Origin of the sequence: Bifidobacterium animalis subsp. animalis ATCC 25527, assembly GCF_000260715.1 — a bacterium.
Lineage (GTDB): Bacteria > Actinomycetota > Actinomycetes > Actinomycetales > Bifidobacteriaceae > Bifidobacterium > Bifidobacterium animalis.
In genome coordinates this window covers 1,689,343-1,713,477 of record NC_017834.1, presented here as the reverse complement: position 1 = coordinate 1,713,477, position 24,135 = coordinate 1,689,343, and the positions used below count along the sequence as shown (strand labels likewise).

Sequence of the window (24,135 nt, the reverse complement as noted above, 5' to 3'; positions counted from 1 at the left end):
TTTGCATGGACTTGTGCTAACGAACAACACAATACCCGCATATGCACACGAGGGCCGTTCGTCGCGAGTTGAATGCGGGAACGGCCCTCGTGTGCATATGCGGTGCGTGTCAGTCGAGGGGCTGCCCCTCGGTCTCCACATGGAACACATGTGCCACATCTGCCCATGGTGCCAGCGAGACGAAGTTGTCCCAGCTCCAGTCGTATTCCCGTCCGGTGAGCTGGTCCTTCACATGGTACGGGTGCTCGGTGGGCAGGCCGAGTGCCTTGGCATCGACGTGGATCGACGACTGCTGCTCGTTGTATGGGTCGAGATTGACTACGACGATGAGCGTGTCGGTGTGCCCGTCTTCGGTGAAGCGGCCTTCCGTCTGCCGCGCGAAGGCGATGATGTTCTCGTTGGCGGACGGCAGGATCGTCAGATTGTGGTAGCTCGTGGTGGCCGCGTGCTTCGAACGGATCTCGTTGAGCGACGTGAGCAGTTCGGAGATGCCGATTCTGTCTGCCGCAGACCAGTCGCGGACCTTGATCTCGAACTTCTCGTTCGACGACTGCTCCTCGGCATCGGCGCGCTGCCGGTTCTCGATGAGCTCGTAGCCGTTGTAGATGCCCCAGCTGGGGGAGCCGAGCGCCGCGAGCACGGCGCGGATGGCGTGGGCTGCCACACCGCCGTCGCGCACATAGGCGGTGAGAATATCGGGGGTGGTGGGCCAGAACGTGTTGTGCTGGTAATAGCCGCCCTTGCCGTTGGTCTCCTGCAGGAACTCCTCGAGCTGCGGCTTCGTGTTGCGCCACGGGAAATAGCAGTGCGACTGCGTGAAACCGGCATAGCTCAGGGCGCGCACCATGGCCGGGCGGGTGAAGGCCTCGGCGAGGAACAGCACCTCCGGGTGCTTCTTCGTCACGGCGGCGATCACGTCCTGCCAGAACCGCACCGGCTTGGTGTGCGGGTTGTCGACGCGGAAGATGGTCACACCTGCGTCGATCCACAGGTTCATGATGCGTTCGACCTCACGCTCGATGCCCTCGAGGTCATTGTCGAAGTCGATCGGATAGATGTCCTGGTACTTCTTCGGCGGGTTCTCGGCGTAGGCGATCGAGCCGTCCGGCTTGGTGCGGAACCAGTTCGGATGCTCCTCCACCCACGGGTGGTCTGGCGAGCACTGCAAGGCGAAGTCGAGCGCCACTTCGAGGTCCAGCTCGTGGGCGCGGCGGCAGAACGCCTTGAAGTCATCCATCGTGCCGAGCAGCGGATCGACGGTGTCGTGGCCGCCAAGTTCGCTGCCGATGCCGAACGGCGAGCCCGGGTCGTCCGGGCCCGCGTTGAGGGCACCGTCGGGGCCCTTGCGGTTCGTCACGCCGATCGGGAAGATCGGGGGCAGGTACACGATGTTGAAGCCCTCCGCCTTGGCGCGCTCCAGTCCGCTGACGGCCGTGTGGAAGTTGCCCTGCACCTTCTTGCCGTTGTCGTCGAGGTAGGCGCCCTCGGAACGCGGGAAGAACTGGTACCAGGCGCTGAAGCTCGACTTCGGGCGTTCCACGTGGAACACATGGTCGCCGCTTGAGGTGAGACCGTCGCGCAGTGGATTCGTCTCATGCAGCGCCTCGATGCCGGCGTTGTCGGCGAAGGTGAGCCGGCTTTTGGCGTCGAGCGACGTGTCCATCATCGATTTCGCTGCCTCGCGCAACGTCTTGCGCTGTTCGGCGTTGAGATTCGCGTCACGGGTGGAGGCCCAGCGGGTGAGCAGCTCGGATCCGCTGGTCAGGGTGTTCTCCACGTCGGAAAGCACATCCACCTTGATGCGGGCGTCATGCAGCCATGCCCCGTAGGTGTCTTCCCAGCCTTCGATGGCCACGCGCCAGTTGCCCAGCTGCTTCTTCACCTCTGCGAATTCGGCATCCCACGGGTTCAGCGTGGAATGCTCGCCAGCCTGCAGCTTCGCCGTGTACAGGTCGAGGCCTGCGTTTTCCACGGTCATCGGAACTCGTGCCATGATGCGTCCGCGCGGGTTCTTCAGCACGGCGGTCGCTCCGACCTTCGTGCGCCCTTCCATGAACACCTGGGCGGAAACGGTGAACTGCTCCCCGATCTCGACTCGGGCAGCGTAGACGTCGTCTTCAACGGACGGTTGGAAGTTCAGGATGTTGACGCGGCCGAACTGGCCCGGCTCCTTGACGGCGATCGGCATGGCCGGCGCCTCGGCCATGAAGGTGGCCTGCTTAGCCGCGCGTGGCTTGCGCGTGCGCGTCGTTTTCTTCGCCGCCGGTTTCTCGGTGGCCTCTGTTTCATTGTGTTGTGCTTCCATACCTGTCATTGTATGGAGTTTTTCGTGGCTGAGGTTACGAGCCTGCACAAACGGTGGAAATTCCTTACCAATAGTCCACATTGTGGATGCATTTCCGGGCGGAAGGCCGCAGACCGCTTCGTTCCCTCATGAATTCAATGCGGAATGGACAAAGTCCGTGCCGTTGTCGCATAGGCGTTGTGGATTGTGAATAGTGGCGCGGTTATCCACAATCGACTGAAACGCCGTCCTCCGTCCACAATGCCCCGTCGGGCTATGCACGCCGACCTGACTGTGTGAATCTGACAGCACATAATCTGCCAACACAATACGGGAAGGACGGTTGGAATGAACAGATCGGCAAGACATATGCGGGTCATGGTGGTGCGGCTGCTCGCCATGCTGGCGGCCGTATGCGCGATTGTCGGCATACGGGGTGCGACTCGTGCCAATGCGTACACAGGGGAGAAACTCACCGTGGCCAGCGCCTCGGATTACCAAAGCTACTTCGATGGCGGCCGAATCTATTTCTTCGGAATGATCGGATATGACGGCCAGCAGAGACGGTACTACTGCATGGATCAATCGCAGGAGACGAACTACACGCTCGGCGTCACCAAACCGATGCCGGACACGTTGGTGACGCGCCTGGTGGGCGAGATGCTCAACCGACACCAACGCGAACACAACGTCGACGATCTGCAGGCGGCGTTGGCGTTCATCGTGCACGATGCATTCGACACAAGCCAGGGAGATGCCGGTTGGCCGCATGCGAGAGGGATTCTCGAAAGCCAATACCCGAACATACTCGCCAAGGCCCGCGAGCTCTATGAGGAGGTGCGTCCGGTCGTGCCGCAGTCCATTGCGACCCGAGTCGAATACACCGACGGCAAACGCGCGGGAAACATCGTGCTCGAGATTCTCAACGACGAGGGCACGCCCACCACGAACACGGAATATTCGGTGAGTCTGGAGGGCGATGCCGTGTTCGCGAACGGTGCGAGAACGCGAATCGGGCGCACCAACGGCAAGATCCTCCGCTTCGCATGGAAGGCGAGCGGCGAAGGAGCTGTGCGCGTCCATGCGCAGATGCAGGTGCCGGCGGTGGAGATGGCCGTGAGCTCCCAGAACCTGTTGCGCGTGGCTGCGGCCAAGACGGTGGAAGCGGCCGGGACGGCATTCGACACGGTCACCGTGTTCTCGCCGACGTTGGTCACCCAGACCACGCCAAAATCCACAGATCCCGGATCTGCGGTGACCGATGACGTGACCATGCGACTCGACGGTGACGACAACTACTGGCCTGCCGATTCCGCAGTGGAGGCGAGCGGGTGGTACTTCACCGGTCTGCGCGGGGAGAACTTGGACTCGGTCATACGCCCGGATTCCGGCGAGACCGCACAGGATTTCCTCGGCAGATTGAAACGGCTCGGATTCGGACCCGCCGCATACGGCAATGCGACGTTCACCCATGACGGGCAGCATAGGCAGGTGCAGGCCGTCAGCGAGGAGAACGGGACGGAGCCGTACCGGGCACATGACGGCGACGCCTACGGCACATGGGTGTGGGCGGTGGAACGGCAACAGCAACCATTGGCCGTGCAACAGGTGATGACGCATGATTGGGTGAGCGGGTTCATGGAGCCGTCGGAGACCAATGTGACCCGTACGCCTGTGCAGGTGCGGTCACAGGTCGGTGAACACAGTGCACACGTGGGCGCCATGCTGACCGACGTGATCGAAGTGAGCGGATTCCCCCATGACCACGGTGAGTTCGGAGGCAACGAACAGTACGGGCTGGCTGCCGACGAACCGTACGCCCAGGTAAGCGTATGGTGGGCGGGCGACGGCAATGGCGGTGACGACGAACCGTACCGGCCGCAAGGCGAGGCCGAGCCGGAGGAAGACGAACACCACACGCTGATCGGCAGCTGGGACGTGCCCGCACGCAACGGCACTCTACGATTCGGTGGCGGTCAAGCCGATGCACATGGCGATGCGGTCACGGTGCAAGCCGCCCGTCCTGGGTGGTATGTGTTCGTCTGGAAATTCAAGGGTGACGCCCGTGCGATGCCGCAGCAGAGCGCCTACGGCGACAGCTGGGAGTGCGTCCGCGTGGTGCGTGAGAGCGTCCATGTCGAACCGGCTGCAGAGGGGATGCCTGCAGACGAGCGAAAAACCGCTGATCCCAGCGCTTCCCCAACGCAACGGGGAGTGCGAACAGACTCCGCCAAGAGCGTCACACGGCAGCCCGCACCTATTCGACTGGCGAGAACAGGCGTGAGCATGGGCGGCGTCGCCCTGATGGGCGCAGTGATTGTGACCGCCATCGCCATGCTACTGGTCGCGCATTGTCGACATGCGATGTCACTGCGACGGGAAGACGGTGAACACAACGCGGCGACCGCAGGCGCCGACGAACACATGGAAACAGGAAAGGAATAGGAGGAATCTCATGCGAAAGCACAATGGCGTGCGATTGGATGGCGGGCACAGCGCGCTCGCGGTATTGGCGAGGAGGGCGGCTTCGGCCTGCATGGCCGTGGCAACAGTGGTCGGTGTGGTGGGGGCGGCACCCGCGTGGGCCGAAGAATCCGCTGAATTCCCGCAAACCATGCATTTCGCCGTCTCTATGGCCAATATGAATTTGAGCGAGAACGATCTGCCGGCGTTCCGCTACGGTTTCTCCGGGTTCCAGGAGGCGAATCCAACCGTGCCAGTGTACACGAACAGCCAATTCGAAGAGGCGCAGGCGTACTTCCGCGGCAATGCCGCCTATTGCATGGACGTCGACAAAGGAGCCCCCGGCGACCATTGGGCAGACGCCCGGAATACGGTGACGGTGGCCGAACCGGTCACGGGGTACCACATGTTCAAATACACGACCCGGCCCAACACAGTGGAATACCACAAGGCAGGTGCTCCGCAGACCGGTGCCGTGGCATGGATCGCGGCGAAGGGGTACCCGAACGTGGAAAGTCAGAGCGTGTTCGCCAAGAACCTCGACGACGTCGACGCACGTTCTGTGACGCAGCTGGCAATATGGATCGCCTCCGGTCAGGTGCGTGTGGAAGGTGGAGAGGACTCATCGAAGGCCACGAAGGCGGTATCGGTGGCAAACCCGGGGCATCAGGTGGCCGGGGCCGGCTATTCGAGCGGAGGCCAGCAGAATTTCGCCCCCTACACCATGATTGGCCTGGCATGGCTCCTGGCGCAGCGTGCCCTCAATGCGGAGGATCGCGACGAATACGAGGCCGTGTTCTATGAGCCGGTCGGAACCGCAGGCGCCCTGCAACGCATGCTGTATGCGCGTAGGGTGCCGAAGAAAGCGCACCCGCGGACGGTGACGATGCGTAAGATCGCGACGAATGCGGCATACACCACCGCCAATGAGGCATACGATATGACCGGTGCCGAGTATGCATTGCGCCGGAATGGGACGCTGGTGCACACCTTCAGCACCGATGCCGAAGGCAGGGCGACCTCGAGCGTCGATGTGATGCCCGGCACCTATACGTTGCAGGAAATGCAGGCGCCACGAAGAGGCTACACGCTGAATTCCAAGGTCAAAACCGTGGAGATTGCCGAAGGCTCAGGCACGCAGACCATCACGATGGATGGCGACCATGCCGAATCGCCGCTGACCTCCATCGATGACCTTCACGTGCGCAAAGTCATAGCTAACGCCGGCTCTCCGGGCTCCCTCGAAGGTGATGTGGCGTCGTTGGAGGGGGTGCGTTTTCGGGTGGAGTGGTTCGGCATGGTGTCCACCGATGCAGCCGCCCTTGAGGGCAAACACCCCCAGGCGAATGCCATATGGCGAACCGACTCCAATGGCGTTGCGCGGTTGCATGAGAAGCCGGATGAGGGCACATGGCCCTACACGGATTCAGCGGGCCGCACCATGTTTCCTCTGGGAACCGTACGCATTACCGAGCTCAACGCACCGCAAGGGCTGGTGCGTGCCGCTTCGGCACAACACCCGGGCAGTGTGTTCACCCTCACCGACGGCGGTGACCACAAGGTGATGCGCACTACACTGAACCCGTGGAACAACGGCTCGGGCGGCAACGATGCGACCACGATCGCATTCCCGAACGAAACGGTCAAAGGCGGCGTTGAGGTGGTCAAGACCGATGATGACCTGCATGGTTCCCAGCCGCAGGGCGATGCCTCGCTTGACGGCACGGTGTATGAGATCGTCAACAAATCCATGGCGCCGGTTCATGTGAGCGGCAGGGAGATTCCCCGCGATGCCGTGGTGGCGACCATAGCCACCAAGACGGTGAAGGGGAACAGTGTGGCTGCAACGGAGGCGAGACTCCTGCCATACGGCACCTATCAGATTCGCGAACGCAGTGCTGCGGCCGGTTACCACCGGGCTGGGTTCGACAAGACCTTCCGGATTCGCGAAGACAACATGATCGTGCGGTACACGCTCGACGCCAATGGCGTCGACGCAAACCTGGCCACGATCCGCGGAGTGGGTGCGAATACCAACGATGTGCAGCGCGGTGGGCTCCAATTGCTCAAAGCGGATCGTGAGACGGGGTTGGCGACTCCATTGGGCGCGGCTTCGTTGAACGGCACGGGTTTCGAGGTGATCAACCGCAGTGCCAATGCGGTTGTCGTGAACAATCGCACCTATAAGCCCGGCGACGTGGTGCGAACATTGTCTGCCTCCTATGGAGACATAGTCGACTCCAATGGGAAGCCAACGGGGCGCAAGGGCATCGTGGCGAGAACCGACATAGACGAATTGCCCTACGGAACCTATGAGGTGCGTGAGACCGTTGCCTCGGCAGGGTATTTGCGCGATGCATCCGCGCGCGCATGGTCAAAGCGCTTCACCATAGGCCATGATGGGGGTGATGCGTCAACCGGAGCCTATGAGGCCAATGGCAACCCGCATCGGTATGCCTCATTGGCGCATGTGTCGGGTGCAGGTTCCGCGTCCAACCAAGTGCAGCGCGCGGATTTCCACTTCATCAAGAAAAGCGCCGACACCATGGAGCGCATGGGGCCGATTGCCTGGCGGATCACCTCGAAGACGACCGGCGAAAGCCATGTGATCGTCTCTGACGCGAACGGCGAGCTGCATACGAAATCATGCGACGGCAGGTTCAATGACTCCGGGATCGGCACCACCGGATGTCGACCGCACAGCAGGAACACGAACGCCAACGACCCGGACGCTGTGAACGCAAACGGGGCGGTTGGCAAGGATTCTCAAGGGAATCCGGTGGTGAAGGATACGTCGAAACTCGATGCCGAGGCCGGCATATGGTTCACCGGCATCGGGCCGAGATCAGGAGGCCAGTCGGTGCAGTGGACCTCCGCGATCTCCTATGAGGTGACGCGCGATGGTGCGAAGCGTGCTGTACAGGTGAACGATGCATTGCGCGCATTGCCCTATGACGACTATGAACTTGTCGAACTCCCCACACCCGGCGCGAACGATGGGCATCGCATGTTTTCGGTGACCCTCACCGCCAAGGAATTCAGCAGGAACGGCGACGGTTCGTTGAACCCGGACGGCGACGGCGTGGACATGGACTACGGAACACTGGGCAATGTGGCGATGGGCATGACCACACGGCTTGCATACTTCGGTGCAGGTGCCGATACCTTTGATGATGACGGTAATGCCGGTGACAAGCTCGCGCCTGCCATCGGAACGGTATCGGTGGTCGATTCGGCTGAATACTGGGGCGTGACGGCGGGAACGTACACCGATTCGGGCGAGCTCTACGTAATCGAGAACGGCAAGATTTCAGGCGAGGCTGTGGCGAAGGCCACGAAGCAGTTGAAGGTTGGCAATCCACATGGCGGCACTTCCAAGCTCACTTTCACCATTGACCATGCCGAACGACTTGCCGGCAAGACGGTGGTGGCGTTCCGCACGATTCGCAATGCCGACGGCACGTCGTTGCTGGAGCACCGCGACGCCGCCGATGCCGAGCAGCAACTGCGCTTCCCACAGATCCATACGAATGCTGAGGCCGACATCGACGACGAAGCCAATGCGAGCGCACAATCCGTGACGATCACCGACGCGGTGTCCTATGCGAATCTCGTTGCCGGAAAGCCCTACACGCTGAAGGCAACGCTCCACTACCGCACGTTCGACGACACGGCTGCGGTGAGTGACGGGGGAGTGGTGCACGACCGACACGGCAAGGAGGTGACCGTCGAGCTGCCATTCGCGCCAAGCCAATCCGACGGCACGGTTGACGTGACCTTCCTGTTCGAACCGCCCGAAGACCTTGCCGGCAAGACGGTAGTAGCCTTCGAAAGCTTGCAGCATAACGGCGTGGACTTCGCGGCTCACGCCGACATCGCCGATGAACGGCAGGACGTGCGCTTCCCTGCCATCGCGACATCGGCCTCGGATGCCTTTGACGGTGACTCGTTGCTGCCGATCACGAATGGCGTGGTGAAGGATGTGGTGGAGTACCGCAACCTCAGTCCAGGGCATGAGTACGAGTTGGTTTCGACCATTCATGCGAAGGTCGTGGGTGATGACGGCACCGTTTCCGACATGGGCGCGCTCACCGACGGTGACGGGAACACGCTGACGGCGACGACGACATTCACCCCCGGGCAGGCGGATGGCACCGTCAATGTGGAGTTCCCGTTGGACGTTGGGCATCTGCAACTGGAAGGCAAACGATGCGTGATGTTCGAGACCCTGCTGCGCGACCATACGATGCTCGCCGAGCACGCCGACATCAACGACGAGCATCAGGAGGTGCAGATCGCGAGCATAGGCACGCAGTTGACGACCGAAGGCGGCGCCCACGAATTGCAGGTGACTTCGGCGGTCTCGCAGGCGCAACTGGACGCACAGCTGGGAATGCAGGTGCGCGAAAGCGACGATGACGTATCACAGGTGGAAGTGGTGCTCACCGACACAGTGTCCTATGCCAATCTGCTGGCAGATATGCCGTATCGGATGGATGGCGAACTGCATCTGCGCGGTTTCGACAATGCCGGCCATGCCCGTGATGCCGGTGTGCTCAAAGACCATGCCGGCAATACGGCGGTTGCCTCTGCTGAATTCACGCCGAAACGTTCCAACGGCACGGTGAAGCTCGAATTCAGATTCACCGTGCCGAAACGGGATCTGCACAATGTCGTGTTGGTCGCCTACGAGCGACTGTACTCCAATCCGATGCAGGACGTGCAACAGCTAACGGCCGAGCATGCCGACATAGCAGATGAGGGCCAGACCGTGCGCATCGTCGATATCGGCACGCAGGCCCGCGACGCCCGGTCCGGTACGCATTCCGGAACGCTGGACTCCCGAATCTCACAGGTGGATACGGTCGCCTACACCGGATTGACCGTAGGCAAAGAATATGAGGTGCGGGGAGAACTGCACATACGAGATACCAATGGCGAGGATGGCGGTGTGCTCAGGAACAAGGACGGCCAGCCGGTGACTGCATTCGCCAGATTCACTGCAGCCAAGCCAACTGGGACCGCCGAGTTGAGGTTTGACGCCGAACTCGGCAACGTGCCGGGCGACGTGCAGACTGTGGCATTCGAACGGCTGATGGTTGAAGGAAAACAGGTGGCCATGCATGCCGACATCGACGATGCGGGGCAGACGGTGATCTATCCCAAGCCGCCGGAACCGCAGAAACCGCGGAACAACGCAGGTTCGGGCACGTCGGTCGCGGCGACAGGTGTCATAGCCGACGTGTTCCTTGCCTTTGCCGTCATCACCGGCGCGCTTGGCCTCATGGTGCTCACCGGATTGCTCATAGCACGCAGGAACCGGAATCTGTAGGTAGGCTCGCTGAATGACACCCTTTGTGGAGCCGACGGAATGCGTGAGTCGCAGAGTCCATTCGGCGTGGGCACCGGTTGGCGTTCGGTGCGCCGGGCTGAATTCGCGAACTGCGCATTCCGTTGTGCGCACGTCGGGCGCCTGCAAAAATGGAGACGAATCAGGCGCAGCACAGAGCAGAACGGAGGGGCGCAGGCATGACCAGCGAGCAATCGCCTCACAATGGCAATGCCGCCGGACCTTCTGAGCCCTTGACGCAGGAGGGAAACGGCCTGTCGGGACGCGTGAAGGGCAGTGCGGCACGGTTCGATTGGCGGGAATCATTCAAGCATTTGCTGTTCGCCGTGGTGTGTGGCGTGGCCGGAGGCTTCGGGTCGATTCTGCTCTGCCTGTTCGTCGATGCCATGCGTAGTGTCTTCGTGCGCAACACCTGGCTGATCTGGTTGCTGCCGGTGGCTGGATTGCTCGAGTTGCTCCTCTACAAGATGTTCCGCATCCCGCTGGGGGAGACCACCGAATCGGTGATCGCGCGCATGAGGCACGGTCGGCCGGTGCGAGGGTTGCTGGCACCCGGCATCTTCCTCACCACCGGCATGTCGATTCTGGCTGGCGGCTCCGTTGGCAAGGAGGCTGGAGCGCTTCAGATTGGAGCGAGTCTAGGTGCCACCATTGCCAAACCGTTTAAGTTGCACGATGTGCTGCGGGTTCAGGAAGGCGCATCCGAGGAGCGTAGCATGCACTCCTATGCCGCATCCATGGGCATGGCCGCCACCTTTTCGGCATTGTTCTTTGCCCCGCTCGGTTCCTGCATGCTGGTATTGGAACTCATGCGCTTCAGTGAGTTGAGGTATGTGGCGTCGATGCTCGTCGGTTGCTTCGTCGCCTACTTCATTGCACACCATTTCGGCATTGGCGATGTGATTCGCACGGTGCCGATTCCCGAATTCACCTGGCGTGCCGTGGGCATCTGCCTTGTCATAGGCATCGCCTGTGCGGTGGCCGGCTCCATCTTCGCGCTGTGCATCCGTCTGTTGCAGAACACGACGATGCAGATTGTGCGCAACTACTACCTGTGGGTGGTTGTCGGCGGTCTGATCATGGCCACGTTGGTCTCCGTGTTCGGTTGGTGGAGGCTCACCGGTTCGGGCGGCGAAATGCTCAACCACATGCTTGCACAGCCCAATGTGTCGTGGGATTTCGCGATCAAGGGGTTGCTCACCTTCATCTGCCTCGGTTTCTGGTTCAAGGGCGGTGAGATCATGCCGTCGTTGTGCATAGGTGGTCTGCTGGGAGGCGCGTGTTTCGCCATGACCGGCTCGAGCCCGCAGATGGGTGTGGCGGTTGGCGCTTTGTGTTTCCTGGCGGCATTCAACCGCTGTCCCGTGAGTGCGTTCCTGTTGGGATGCGAGATTTTCGGGTGGGGCATGGCACCGTTCCTGGCCGTGGGTGTGACGGTTTCGTTCATGTTCGGCTATCCGGCGGGCATGTACGGGGCGAGCATCGATCTGCTCATGACCTCCGGCTGGCGCAAGTTCGTATTGCGACAGCATAGGCGTGCCATGGAGAATGCCGCCAATCACGATCCCGATCTGTTCGATTATGTGTTGAGCGCCACCGCCGCGTTCAAGAAGGCCACCGATCGCACACGGGTGTTCGCCGATCCTTGGATCGCCGAACATCAGCGCGAACATGAGGAACACATGCAGGAGCGTATGGAACGTGAGGAGGAGCGGCATGCGGATGTGCGCAAGGCGCAGCACGCGCCTGCGAAGCCGCATCATCCTGAGGCACCGACGCGACCTGCGCAGTCTGCAAATGCAAACGGCACGCAAGAGCGGGAGCCGAAGACGAAGTAGTCGGTTCGAGTTCCGTGTGTGCCATACGTTGTCTGCAGGTTTGTCAATAGGCAATTCACGGACGTCTGTCAAATGTAATCCGAGCAATTGCCGCGACAAGCGTAAAGCTCAAATAAATGTACGCTGAGCGCTTTTCTGCCGAGACGGCACGAAAAAGCCGTCTTAGTATCGAGGTGAATAACCATACTAGGAGGATGTTTGCAATGGTTGATGTAACTGCAACTGCTACAAGCTCGGACCAGAATCTCACGGATTCTCCCCACTACCTCGCCGAGACGCTCATCAAGAACGGTGTCAAGCATATGTACGGCGTCGTCGGAATCCCGGTCACTGATTTCGCACGTATCGCACAGGGCATGGGCATCCGCTTCATCGGCATGCGCCATGAGGAGGACGCGGTGAACGCTGCCGCTGCCGAAGGATTCCTCACCGGTCGCCCAGCTGTGGCGCTCACCGTTTCCGCGCCGGGCTTCCTCAACGGTCTGGCACCGCTGCTTGAAGCCACCACGAACGGCTTCCCGGTCATCATGATCGGCGGCTCGTCCACCCGCCATGTCGTCGACATGCACGAAGGCGAATACGAAGGCCTCGACCAAATGAACTATGCGAAGCAGTTCTGCAAGGAATCGTTCCGCATCGACAAGATCGAAGACATTCCGCTTGCTGTGGCCCGCGCCATGCACATCGCATGCTCCGGCCGTCCGGGCGGTGTCTACATCGATTTCCCGGATGACGCCGTCGCGCAGACGCTTGACAAGGATGTTGCCGAGTCGCAGCTGTGGGTTGCGAACCAGCCGACTCCGGCGATGCCGCCGGCGCAGTCCTCTGTGGATGAAGCGCTCAAGCTGCTCTCCGAGGCCAAGAACCCTCTCATGCTTGTGGGCAAGGGTGCGGCGCTGGCCCAGGCTGAGGACGAGCTGCGTGAATTCGTCGAGAAGACCGACATGCCATTCCAGCCGATGTCAATGGCCAAGGGCGTCATTCCGGACGACGACCCGCACTGCACGGCGAGCTGCCGCGGCCTCGCGCTGCGCACCGCCGACGTCGTGCTGCTTGTCGGCGCTCGTCTGAACTGGATGCTCAATTTCGGCGAGGGCAAGGAATGGAACCCGAACGTCAAGTTCATCCAGATTGACATCGACCCGAACGAGATCGAGAACGCCCGTTCCATCGCATGCCCGGTGGTCGGCGACATCAAGTCTGCCATGCAGATGATCAATGCCGGTCTCGAGAAGACACCAGTGAAGGCTTCTGCTCAGTGGCTCGACATGCTCAAGGCCGACGCTGAGAAGAACGATGCCAAGTTCGCCGCCCGCGTGAACTCGAACACCGTGCCGATGGGTCACTACGACGCACTCGGCGCCATCAAGAAGGTGTACGATCAGCACAAGGACATGATTCTGACCAACGAGGGTGCGAACACGCTCGACGATTGCCGTAACATCATCGACATCTACCAGCCGCGCCATCGTCTCGACTGCGGCACCTGGGGCGTCATGGGTTGTGCGGTCGGCTATTCGATCGGCGCCGCAGTGGCCACCGGCAAGCCTGTTCTGTACGTCGGCGGTGATTCCGGCTTCGGCTTCGATGGCATGGAAGTCGAGGTCGCTTGCCGCTACAATCTGCCGATCACCTTCGTCGTGCTCAACAACGGTGGTATCTACCGCGGTGATTTCGAGAATCTTGGCGACGACGGCGACCCGTCGCCGCTGACGCTGAGCTACGACGCCCACTACGAGCGCATGATCGAGGCGTTCGGTGGCAACGGCTATTACGCGACCACCCCTGCGGAGGTCGAGCAGATGGTCAGCGAGGCCGTCGCCTCCGGCAAGCCAAGCCTCGTGCACGTGCAGCTCGCCGATTATGCGGGCAAGGAGTCCGGGCACATCTCCAATCTGAACCCGAAGCCCGTCGTCGGTCCGCTTGCCACCTCGGAAATGACCAAGAACCCCTACCTCAAGGGCGCTCACATGTGATTCGCCCCGGTGCCCCGGAGTGCCGCGGCGTGGTGTGACGGCAAGTCATCCGCGCCGCGGCACCGGTGCTCCCGCCCACTCCACCAGAAGACAAGAGAAGACAAATGACAAAGATATTGATAGACGACATCATCCCTATCATCGTCATCATGGCGTTGGGTTATGTCTGCGGCAAATTCAGCTATTTCGACGACGACCAGCGTCAGGGCCTCAACAAGCTCGTGCTGAATATCGCCCTCCCCTCCGCGCTGTTCATCTCGATCGTCAAGGCGACCCGTGAGATGCTCGCACAGGATGCGGTGCTCACCATACTCGGCTTCGTCGGCATCATCGTGATGTTCATGCTGAGCTACTACCTGTGCCGTCTCATGTTCCACCACTCGATCCAGGAAGCGGCAGTGTGTGCATTGATCGCCGGCTCGCCGACCATCGGCTTCCTCGGCTTCGCGGTGCTCGATCCGATCTACGGCGATACCGTGAGCACCAACCTCGTCATCGCAATCATCTCGATCGTCGTCAACGCCGTCACGATCCCAATCGGCATGTACCTGATCAACCTCGGCCAGAGCAAGGATCGCGAGCGCCTGTCGAAGGCCGCCGTCACGAACTCGAAGGGTCAGGTCAGCATCGCCAATCCGAAGGACGATGTCGCCGTCGACCCGAACAAGGATGCAAAGACCGACAAGACGGCAGAGGTGATGATCTCCAAGTCGTCGAACATGGGCAAGAAGAAGAACCAGAACCTCGAAGCGCTCATCAACGCTCTCAAGCAGCCTGTATGCTGGGCTCCGCTGCTCGCCATCGTGCTCGTGCTCATCGGCGTGCGCGTGCCGTCCGGCTTCGCTCCCACCTTCGACCTGATCGCCAAGGCGAACTCAGGTGTCGCCGTGCTGGCCGCCGGTCTCGCGCTCTCCACTGTGAAGTTCTCGCTGGGCTGGGAGACGATCTGGAACACGTTCTACCGCCTGATCGTCACCCCTGCGGCATTCCTCGGCGTCGGCCTGCTGCTGGGCATGGGCAGCAATGTGAACAAGCTCTCCATGCTCGTCATGGCAGTCGCTCTGCCGCCTGCATTCTCCGGCATCATCATCTCGAGCCGTTACAACATCTACGTCAAGGAAGGCGCGTCGACCACCGCGGTCTCCACGGTTGCGTTCGCCGTCACCTGCCTGCTGTGGATCTGGCTCGTGCCGCTGTGCTGCCACTGATTCAGCCCTATATAAATAAGGAACCCCGACCATGTATGTGGCCGGGGTTCCTTGCATTGGTGGCCCGGTTCCGGCACCATCTTCTCCTGCGTAATTGGGGACATGCGCTTCGCTTGCGTAATTGGAGACATTTTGTGTGCCCAAGCTGTCTCCTTTTACGCAGTTGTAGGCTGCATTGTCAGTCTCCTGCGTAATCGGGGACATAAGGCTCCGTTTATCTGTCTCTTTTTACGCGGATGGAATCTGAGGATATGGGCTTTTAGACTGCTTGCCTGCGTAATTGGAGACATCAAGCGTCCCCATCTGTCTCCTTTTACGCAGAGGAGAGCCGGGCGGTAGTCGTTGTCCACTGCGTAATTGGGGATGTCTGTACGCTACGCGCGAGGTACGTGAACCTGTTTGAGTTTTTCGGCGCAACGACTCGCCGTTGAGCACATCACTGAAGGTGAACCGTACAATCACATCCACGCCGGCACGGTGCAAAGCGGCCTCGCGTTCGCGTTCTGCGTCGATGACCTCGCTCACCGATCTTCCGCGCGTCATGGATGGGTCTGTGTATTTCTGCTCGCCATCCAGCTCGCCGACAATGATGAGGCCGTCTTCGGTCTCCTAATAATAATCTGTGCGATATATGCGTCTGGTGAGCGGGTCGACGATCTCCACCTGTTGGCGAGGTCTCGCGAAACCCAAGCGGAAGGTTATCACAGCGTGCGTGTACGCCTCCCCGCCGTTCTCGCTTGCAATGGTCGTATATGGCAGCATGGCGCGGAGCAGATTGACATTGTCGTTCGGCAGACTGCATGCCGCGAGCAGGTCTTCCTCGCCGACACCGGAGCGTAGGCACGAGTCGAGCACCGTAATCGAGCAGCAATCCTCCATCGTGTTCACGCCATCTACGGCGGTGCGCGTCAGCGATGTCACAGGAACGCCATTCACGAAGTCCCACTCCGCATTCGGATTATGTATACGCTGCAATTGCGCGCAGTCGTTGTGATGCGGCTTCGAAGGGCTCGCAATGTGGATTTTACTGCCAAGCGCCATGTACGGAATCTGCAGGTCATGGATGCACGCTGCTGTCGACCCCGCGAAAACCCACTGTTTGTGCAGCAGATGCAATGCGCGTACGAGATGCATCTTTCGTTCGAATGGATTCAGCTGCGCCAGATACTGCGGATGCATGTACAAGCCCGGGTAGAGGCGCGTGAGGGCGCCTGCCGAACACCGCCGGGTGAGCAGGCGCTTTTCGCGCGGATTCCGCGGCAGAATGCAACGTTGTTCGGTGCACGCCTGAGCATCGATTGTTGCCAAAGCTTTGCTACATTTCATATTTCGACGCTATGGGGCGTTGAATGCAGATACAAGCTCGACGGGGTCATGTGGATAACTTCGCGGTTATCACATCAAAACCGACAGGTTATTCTCCTCTGTCGCAGCCTCCCTCTGCGTAATTGGGGACGTGTGGCGTTCTCCACCTGTCTCTTTTTACGCAGATGCAGAGCGCGGATGCGGAGCTTGGGTGAACTGCACCCCGATTGTGGGACTGGTGGAATTCAGATTCGATGGTCGGAGGTGTGGTTCGTTCGATGGGAGTGGATCGAAGGAGGCGGCATGGCGATGACGTGCGTCGCCGGGCCGTGGCGCTGATCGGGGCGGGGGTGTCGGTCAGGCAGCTGGCCCGTCGGCTTGCGGTTCCGCGGGGCACTGCGGGAAAATGGATCGTGTTGTATCGGTCCGGTGGAAGGAGTGCCGTGATGGGAGCCGGGGGCAGACGCAGCTACGATTGGCAGACCAAGGTCGCGGCGGTGCGTGATGTGGTGGACCGGGGTGTGGGCAAGGCGGAGGCCATGGCCAGGCACCATATAGCCAGCATCGCGCCGTTGGAGCGCTGGTGCCGCGAGTACCGTGCGGGGGGGGGGCGCCGAGGCGCTGCGGCCCCGGGCCAAGGGCCGGCCCCGGGGTTCATCCAACGGGCCGGCGCCGGCTGCCACGCGCGAGCAGGAGCTGGCCGAGCAGCTCGCGTTCCTGGAGGCGAAGGTCGCCTACCTGGAAAAATTGCATGCCCTGCAGGTGTCGAGGTCACGAGGCGCGACAAGGCCGCGCTCGTGAAACGGCTTGCAGGGCAAGGGCACCGGCTGGCGCATCTGCTGGCCGTGTCGGGGCTTGCCCGGTCGACGTACTACCGGCTGCTCTCGCGTCCGGCGCACGTGACCCGGCCCGACCTCGAGCCGTTGGTCAGGAGGGTGTGGGAGCGCACTCCCAACGGGTGCGGGCACCGGAAGGTGCGCATGTGCCTGGTGCATGAGTTCGGCCAGAGGGTGTCGGCCAAGAGCGTGCTCAGGGTCATGCGCCGCATGGGCCTTCGATGCGTCATACGCCGTCCCAACTCATGGAGCCGCTACAACTCGTACCGGGGCGAGAGCGGCGCCCCGGTACGAGTTGTAGCGGCGCGACTTCGCCGCTGTGGCCCCGTTCATGAAACTGGGCACCGACGTGACCGAGTTCAAGGTCGCCAGCTCCAAGGCGTACCTGGCCCCCGTCTACGACATGGCCAGCAAGGAAATCGTCGCCTGGGACACGTCCGCAGGACCGGACCTGGGCCAGCAGAGGCGGCTGCTCGCCCGGCTCGCCGACCGCCTGCCCCGGGACGCCCGGCCCGTCCTGCACTCCGACATGGGATGGCAGTACCAGCACCGCTGGTGGCGCGGGGAACTCGAACGGCTCGGCATACGCCGGTCCATGAGCCGCAAGGGCAACTGCCTGGACAACGCCGCCACCGAGCAGGTGTTCGGCCATCTCAAGGACGAGTTCTACCGCGGGCACAGCTTCGATTCGTACGAACAGTTCGAAGCCGAGCTCAACGCCTACATCGTGCACTGGAACACCCAACGACGCCAGGAACGACTCGGCGGACACACCCCGGCGGAATACCGGGACATGTTCCTCACGGTCCAAGCGAAAGGACTATCCTAATAAACAACGTCCAACAAACGGGGCGCAGTTCACAATGGTGGGCGCCCCTTCGCATACACATCATGATCGCGGACGAGCGATCATAGCAGCGCAATCAGGCCTGTGCCGGAGCGGCGGTGAGGTCTGCCTTGACGCCATCGTTCGAGCCGATGACGCCCTTGGTCGCCAGATCGGCGATCTGCTCGTCGGTGTAGCCGAGGGACTTGAGAATCTCCTCGTTGTTCTCGCCGAGCTTCGGTGCGCGCTGGTAGTCCGGCGCGTAGTTGCTCATCGTGAACGGAAGGCCGATCGTCTTGAACTTGCCGCGGGCGTCGCCCTGGTCGATCGTGATCAGCGTGCCGTCCTCGTTGAGATCCGGATCGTTCTCGAGTTCGTTCCAGTCGAGCACCGGGCCCACCGGAACGCCCTTGGCACCGAGTTCCTTGGTGAGCGTGTACTTGTCGTACTGCATCGTGTATTCCTCGACGCGCTTGTACACTTCCTGCTTGTGCTCATCGCGGGCGTTCGCGGTGTTGAATCGCGGATCGGTGAGCCAATCCTGGAAGCCCATGGCGTTGCAGAACTCTTCGAAGCCCTTCTGGGACTGCTGAATGACGATGTACACGTAAGCGTTCGGATCGGTCTCCCAGCCCTTGGCGCGATAGCACCAGCCGAGCACGAGGCCGCCCTCGGCATTGGCCGCGCGCGGAATCGCCTTGCCGAACTTGTAGCCCGGGTAGCAGTCGTAGTAGGAAAGCTGGTGCAGGTGATCGAGAATCAGCTGATCACGCAGCTTGATGCGGCACAGGTTGAGCACTGCATTCTGCATGGACTGGTACACGAATACGCCTTCGCCGGTGCGCTCGCGCTGCAGCAGTGCGGTGAGGATGGCGATCGTCAGGTGCATGCCGGTGTTCGAATCGCCGAGGGCTGCACCGGACTGGGTCGGTACGTTCTCGTCGCCTTCCCACCAACCGGTGGTCGAGGCGGCACCGCCTGCGCACTGGGCGACAGGCTCGAAGGCCTTGACATGCTCGAAGCGGCTGCCCTGGTTGAAGCCCTTCAGGGAGGCCATGATGCACTTCGGGTTGATCTTGTGGACCTCGTCCCAGCCGAAGCCGAGCTTCTCCACATCGCCCGGGCCGATGTTCTCCACGAACACGTCCGCGTCCTTGAGCAGGTCGGTGAGGATCTTCTTGCCTTCCGGGTCCTTCATGTCGAGCGTGATCGACTTCTTGTTGGCGTTGAGCTGCAGGAAGTACAGCGAGTACGATCCATCGACGTCGTTCATCTCGTTACGGGTCGGGTCGCCGCCATGCACCTTCTCGAGCTTGATGACCTCGGCGCCCAGCCATGCGAGAATCTGGGTGCACGAAGGGCCGGACTGAACCTGCGTCCAGTCGATTACCTTGATGCCTGCCAGTGGGGCAGTGCTTTTGTCAGCCATACATGACCTCCTTGTAGTCAGTTGCATTCAATATATGCACGAAACGTTGTTATTGAGACTTGTTTCAGCTACTAGGGGCAAGTTCCAGCCCGTGGAGGAAGGGTCTTTCCCGAGAATAGTTTTCGGTGTATGGGTCGCTTCTCACTTCATGTGCGCGGTCCTGTGTTTTCCCGTGTTTTGTTGGCCATTGAGGTTGTTTGTTCACAAAATGACCGCCGTAAGCGCTTACTCGCTGGCCATTTTGTGCTGACGATACCAAATTGGCCGATGAAAGCAGATTGTTCCCGCGTTTTCCTGGTCTGCACCATCGTCCGTTGGCTGTTCCGTGCTGTGTGTCAGAAAGTGGCCGCTGAATCGTGCTCGCCAGTGGCTGTATTTCGCTGGCGTTCCCAATCTGGCCAATGAAACGGGGAGTGTGTACGGTGCCGTAGATCCGATTGGTGCGCGGAGTCGGTTTCGCGCTGGAAAAGCAAGAGGGCTAGGAATTCGATTCCTAGCCCTCAGTGGTAGCGGGGCATGGATTTGAACCATGGACCTCTGGGTTATGAGCCCAGCGAGCTACCGAGCTGCTCCACCCCGCGTCGACTGTTTCAAACAGCAAAAGATAATATTACTCAGATTCGAGAGCAGGTCAAGTCGGCGTGTCGTTTCCCGTGTGTTGGGATGGGCGACCGCTCTGTTCTTATATATGAACATAATGGGAACATGCCTATCAAGATTCCCGGCGGACTGCCCGCCCGCGCCATTCTCGACTCCGAACGCATCTTCGCGCTCGAGAAGCCGGAGGCGGAGCGCCAGCGTGTGCGTCCGCTCAAAATGGTGATTCTCAACCTCATGCCGAAGAAGATCGAGACGGAGACGCAGCTGTTGCGCCTCATCTCGAAGTCGCCGTTGCAGGTCGAGATCGACTTCATGAAGACCTCCACGCATGAGTCGAAGCATGTGAGCGCGGACCACTTGGTGAAGTTCTATGAACCGCTTGAGGCATACGAGGGCAATTGCTACGACGGTCTGATCGTGACGGGCGCCCCCGTCGAGCATCTGCGGTTCGAGGACGTCGATTATTGGGATGAGTTCAAGCGCGTGCTCGATTGGGCCTCCACGCATGTGTTTTCCACGATGTACATGTGCTGGGGCGCCATGGCGGCGCTCTACCAGCGCTACGGCGTGCACAAGATGGATCTCGACGAGAAGCTGTTCGGCGTGTTCCCGCAATTCCTGCAAGATGAGTACTGCTTCCTCACGAACGGCTTCGATGAGATCGCGCTGCAGCCGCATTCCCGATTGGCCGGGGTGAACGAGGCCGACATCGCCGCGAATCCGGAGCTGCAGGTGCTCACCTGGGGGCCGCAGGCCGGTCCCGGGCTGATCGCCACGCGGGATTTTTCGGAGGTCTTTGCACTCGGGCACTGGGAGTACGGCAAGTACACGCTGGCGGAGGAACACCGGCGCGATATGGCGAAGGGCATGAGCAATGTACCATTCCCGCAGAACTATTTCCCGAACGACGACCCTGCCTTGGCCCCACTGTTCTCCTGGCGCGCGCATGCGAACCTGTTGTGGCGCAACTGGCTCAACTGGGTATACCAGACAACCCCGTACGATCTGTCCGAGGTTCCGCAGCTGCGTGCCGAACGCAGACTCGGCACCGACCGTTCGATTCGACACGCCCCATGCTCGCCGCGCGATGACCAGTTCCTACCGCTCGACACGTCGGGTTACGGCCTCAAATAAGGCACGCCGTCCCTTGCCGCCCACCGCCGAACTGGTGTTGTGACACGGCGGTGTCGGTGCCGTGTCGCTATGTCCACTATCGGGCTAATAATCGCTGTTCAGTTGTCCGGTGGCCTGCCGGGCGACCGGCGAGAACTGTTCGTTGAGCGTAAGCAACGGTGACCGTAGCGTATGCGAAGTAAGGTATGCAGTAGATTGCCGTGGGCAATGCCGTACGGGTGTAACAGACTTGTCACAATCGCCGCGGCGCCAAGGCATAGACTTGCAGCAGAGAGACAATCAGGAGGCATGAATGGTTGATGTATTCAGCGCAGGCGCACTGACGCTTGCAGAGTCATCGATGGAAATGCCGAGCATCGACGACTTCCTCCCCCCGGAGATCCTGTTCCAAGGGACGCCGTTCGCAATCAACCGCATCATCTTCGTGCGTATTCTGGCCACGATCATCATGCTGCTGGTGCTGGGAATCACCGCTGCGCGTGCCAAGTTGGTGCCTGGCCGCTGGCAGGGTGCCGTCGAATGGCTCATCGAGTTCATCAAGAAAGACATCGTGTACCAGGTGATGGGCGAGGTGCGTGGCAAGCGCTACGTGCCCATGATCACCACCGTGTTCCTCACGCTGCTGGTGTTCAATCTGTGCGGTGAGATTCCTGGCATGAACATCGCGGCGAGCGCCACGATCACGCTGCCGCTCGTCTTCGCCATGTGGTGCTTCGCCCAGTATTGGATTGCGGGCATTCGCGAGAAGGGACTCGGCCACTTCCTGCGCGACGAGCTGTTCCCGAAGGGCGTGCCGTGGCCGATTTACATTCTGCTGTCGCCGATCCAGCTGCTCGAGCTGTTGATCATCCGCCCGTTCTCGCTGACGATCCGACTTTTCGCGAACATGGTGTCGGGCCATCTCATTCTTGCGCTGTGCCTGTCGGCCACGCAGTACTTCCTCATTGACGTGGTGAACAAGTTCATGATGCCCTTCGGCGTCGTGACCTTTGCCGCCGGCATGTTCATGTACCTGTTCGAGGTGCTGGTGAGCTGCCTGCAGGCTTACATCTTCGCGATTCTCACCACCGCGTACATCAATATGAGCTACCCGGAGATCGACTGACCACCGGCAAATAACTGTTGCTGAAAAGCAATGACCAGAAAGGAAACAACAATGGATATCGTTACCCTCGCTGAGGTTGCCGGCAACCTGAACGTCGTCGGCTACGGTCTTGCAGCCATTGGTCCTGGCATCGGTCTGGGCATCCTGATCGGTAAGACGATCGAGAGCACCGCCCGCCAGCCTGAACTTGGCGGTCGTCTGCAGACCCTGATGTTCCTCGGTTTGGCATTCGTCGAGGTCCTCGCACTCCTCGGCTTCGTCGCTGCATTCATCTTCCAGTGATCGAGTCAGACTAATCCGAAGCACATCATACGAGGACAAGAAAGGAGGAGGACGTGACCATTGCTGCTAACGGCGTGGACCTGTTTCTGCCGGAAACATACGACATCGTCTGGTCGCTGATCATTCTGATCATTGTGGCTCTGTTCTTCTATAAGTTCTTCCTGCCGAAGTTCCAGTCTGTTTTCGATGAGCGCACCGCAAAAATCGAGGGCGGCCTCGCCAAGGCGGAGCAAGCCCAGAAAGATGCCGAAGAGGCCAAGAAGAAGTACCAGGCTCAGTTGAGCACCGCTCGCGTCGAGGCTTCGAAGATTCGCGACGACGCTCGCGCAGAGGCTTCGCATATCATCGCGGACGCCCGTTCGCGTGCCGAGACCGAGGCCGCGCAGATCACCGCGAATGCCGAACGCTCGCTGGAATCCCAGCAGCAGAAGGCCATGGTGAATCTGAAGGGTGAGGTCGGTTCTCTGGCCACCTCGCTCGCTTCCAAGATTCTCGGCTCCGAGCTTCAAGATTCTGCTGTGCAGACGCAGATGATTGACCAGATGCTCGCCGACATGGAAAACGACGAAAGCAAGAAGTAGTGCTACGTCACCCACGTGCGCTTGGCGTACGTATGAGTGAAGAAAGGGAGGTGACCGATGCAAGGAGAGGCGTCACGCTTGGCGGATCGCGAATCGCGCGATTCCTTTGCCGCCAAGCTGCGTGAGTCGGGCAACGATGCATGGGAGATCGGCAATGAGCTGTTCACCATCACATACGTGTTCGACCACAATCCCCGCATTCCGCGTGCGCTCACTGATCCTGGCCGACCCACGGAAGACAAGGTGGCGCTGCTCAACAATCTGCTTGGCAAGCAGGCGTTGCCGCTGACGATGGAGATTCTCACCGATCTCGTCAGCCGCAGCTGGAGCCGTGCCCGAGACATCGACAACGCGATCGAGGATTTCGCCGTGGATGCCATGATGTATCAGGCCGACGATGAGAAGAAGACCCTCGAGGTCTCCATCCAGCTGGCGCAGCTCCAGTCCGCGCTGCTCAACCTGCCGGTCGTCCGTGCCGATCTGTCCGACGACCAGGGTCCCCTGAACGTCCGCTACGAACTGCTGCACTCGCTCATCGATGGTGCGGATTTCGACCGCATCACCGTGCGCTTGGCAGAGCATTGCACACGCAACCCGCGTAACCGCCGTTACCTGGAGTCGGTGCAGTGGCTCATCAACAAGTTCTCGCGCCACATGGGCGAATCGATGGTCACCGTCACCACGGCGACCCCGCTCTCGGACGAGCAGGTTGACAAGCTGGTGCGGATCTACTCGAAGAAGACCGGGCACCCGGTCCATATTCACTCGGTGGTCGATCCCACCGTCATGGGCGGCATGCGAGTCCAGGTCGGCGATGAGGTCACCGACAACACGGTTGTCGCACAGCTGGAGAACCTCAAGCGCAAGGTGAAAGCCGGAGTGGGCGAGTAGGCTGCGCGTGGCCGGCCCGCAAGGCTG

Annotated in this window: 13 protein-coding genes, 1 tRNA gene and 2 pseudogenes; 12 read left to right on the top strand and 4 right to left on the bottom strand. The window is 60.7% G+C overall.

What is annotated here, in order from left to right:
• Nucleotides 1-109 precede the first annotated feature (109 nt).
• A complete protein-coding gene (locus BANAN_RS07095; RefSeq protein ID WP_014698223.1) occupies nt 110-2,305 on the bottom strand; it encodes a maltotransferase domain-containing protein in 2,196 nt (731 codons plus the stop codon).
• Between the two features lie 348 nt (nt 2,306-2,653).
• Between BANAN_RS07095 and BANAN_RS07090 the strand changes: the two genes are divergently transcribed.
• The 5 genes from BANAN_RS07090 to BANAN_RS07070 all read left to right on the top strand — a co-directional run bounded on the left by BANAN_RS07090 (nt 2,654) and on the right by BANAN_RS07070 (nt 15,119).
• Complete coding sequence (locus BANAN_RS07090; protein ID WP_014698222.1) at nt 2,654-4,729, top strand: hypothetical protein; 2,076 nt, start codon at nt 2,654-2,656, stop codon at nt 4,727-4,729.
• Between the two features lie 91 nt (nt 4,730-4,820).
• Nucleotides 4,821-10,079 (top strand): VaFE repeat-containing surface-anchored protein, encoded by a 5,259-nt coding sequence (locus BANAN_RS07085; RefSeq protein WP_014698221.1) that lies wholly within the window; start codon nt 4,821-4,823, stop codon nt 10,077-10,079.
• A gap of 197 nt (nt 10,080-10,276) precedes the next feature.
• Nucleotides 10,277-11,935, top strand: a complete 1,659-nt coding sequence (locus tag BANAN_RS07080) for a chloride channel protein (protein ID WP_014698220.1) — start codon at nt 10,277-10,279, stop codon at nt 11,933-11,935.
• 203 nt (nt 11,936-12,138) lie between these two features.
• Nucleotides 12,139-13,911: an oxalyl-CoA decarboxylase gene (gene oxc / locus BANAN_RS07075; protein WP_014698219.1), complete on the top strand. Its 1,773-nt coding sequence runs from the start codon at nt 12,139-12,141 to the stop codon at nt 13,909-13,911.
• Between the two features lie 104 nt (nt 13,912-14,015).
• Entirely contained in the window at nt 14,016-15,119 is a 1,104-nt protein-coding gene (locus BANAN_RS07070; RefSeq protein WP_014698218.1) for an AEC family transporter, read from the top strand.
• Nucleotides 15,120-15,728: 609 nt separating this feature from the next.
• On the opposite strand, the gene BANAN_RS07065 is transcribed toward BANAN_RS07070, so the two are convergent.
• Nucleotides 15,729-16,427, bottom strand: coding sequence for a type IV toxin-antitoxin system AbiEi family antitoxin domain-containing protein (locus tag BANAN_RS07065; RefSeq protein ID WP_014698217.1), 699 nt, complete (start codon nt 16,425-16,427; stop codon nt 15,729-15,731).
• 275 nt (nt 16,428-16,702) lie between these two features.
• Between BANAN_RS07065 and BANAN_RS07060 the strand changes: the two are divergent.
• Together BANAN_RS07060 and BANAN_RS07055 are read left to right on the top strand one after the other, a co-directional pair.
• A pseudogene (locus BANAN_RS07060) lies at nt 16,703-17,225 on the top strand (IS3 family transposase).
• Nucleotides 17,171-18,089 (top strand): annotated as a pseudogene (locus tag BANAN_RS07055) (IS3 family transposase). The pseudogenes BANAN_RS07060 and BANAN_RS07055 overlap by 55 nt, the downstream one beginning before the upstream one ends.
• A 94-nt stretch (nt 18,090-18,183) precedes the next feature.
• Here the strand turns inward: BANAN_RS07055 and frc are convergent.
• Together frc and BANAN_RS07045 are read right to left on the bottom strand one after the other, a co-directional pair.
• Nucleotides 18,184-19,515, bottom strand: a complete 1,332-nt coding sequence (gene frc, locus BANAN_RS07050; protein ID WP_014698214.1) for a formyl-CoA transferase — start codon at nt 19,513-19,515, stop codon at nt 18,184-18,186.
• Between the two features lie 504 nt (nt 19,516-20,019).
• Nucleotides 20,020-20,096, bottom strand: a tRNA-Met gene (locus tag BANAN_RS07045).
• Nucleotides 20,097-20,220: 124 nt separating this feature from the next.
• On the opposite strand from BANAN_RS07045, the gene BANAN_RS07040 reads away from it, so the two are divergent.
• The 5 genes from BANAN_RS07040 to BANAN_RS07020 all read left to right on the top strand — a co-directional run bounded on the left by BANAN_RS07040 (nt 20,221) and on the right by BANAN_RS07020 (nt 24,108).
• Complete coding sequence (locus tag BANAN_RS07040; protein ID WP_014698213.1) at nt 20,221-21,249, top strand: homoserine O-succinyltransferase; 1,029 nt, start codon at nt 20,221-20,223, stop codon at nt 21,247-21,249.
• A gap of 292 nt (nt 21,250-21,541) precedes the next feature.
• Nucleotides 21,542-22,354 carry a F0F1 ATP synthase subunit A gene (gene atpB, locus BANAN_RS07035; RefSeq protein ID WP_014698212.1) on the top strand — a complete coding sequence of 271 codons (813 nt, stop codon included), beginning with the start codon at nt 21,542-21,544 and terminating at the stop codon, nt 22,352-22,354.
• A 51-nt stretch (nt 22,355-22,405) separates the two neighbouring features.
• Nucleotides 22,406-22,636: an ATP synthase F0 subunit C gene (gene atpE / locus BANAN_RS07030; RefSeq protein WP_004219171.1), complete on the top strand. Its 231-nt coding sequence runs from the start codon at nt 22,406-22,408 to the stop codon at nt 22,634-22,636.
• A gap of 53 nt (nt 22,637-22,689) precedes the next feature.
• Nucleotides 22,690-23,217, top strand: a complete 528-nt coding sequence (locus BANAN_RS07025) for a F0F1 ATP synthase subunit B (RefSeq protein ID WP_004219173.1) — start codon at nt 22,690-22,692, stop codon at nt 23,215-23,217.
• A 57-nt stretch (nt 23,218-23,274) separates the two neighbouring features.
• Nucleotides 23,275-24,108 (top strand): F0F1 ATP synthase subunit delta, encoded by an 834-nt coding sequence (locus tag BANAN_RS07020; RefSeq protein ID WP_041777049.1) that lies wholly within the window; start codon nt 23,275-23,277, stop codon nt 24,106-24,108.
• Nucleotides 24,109-24,135: the final 27 nt, after the last annotated feature.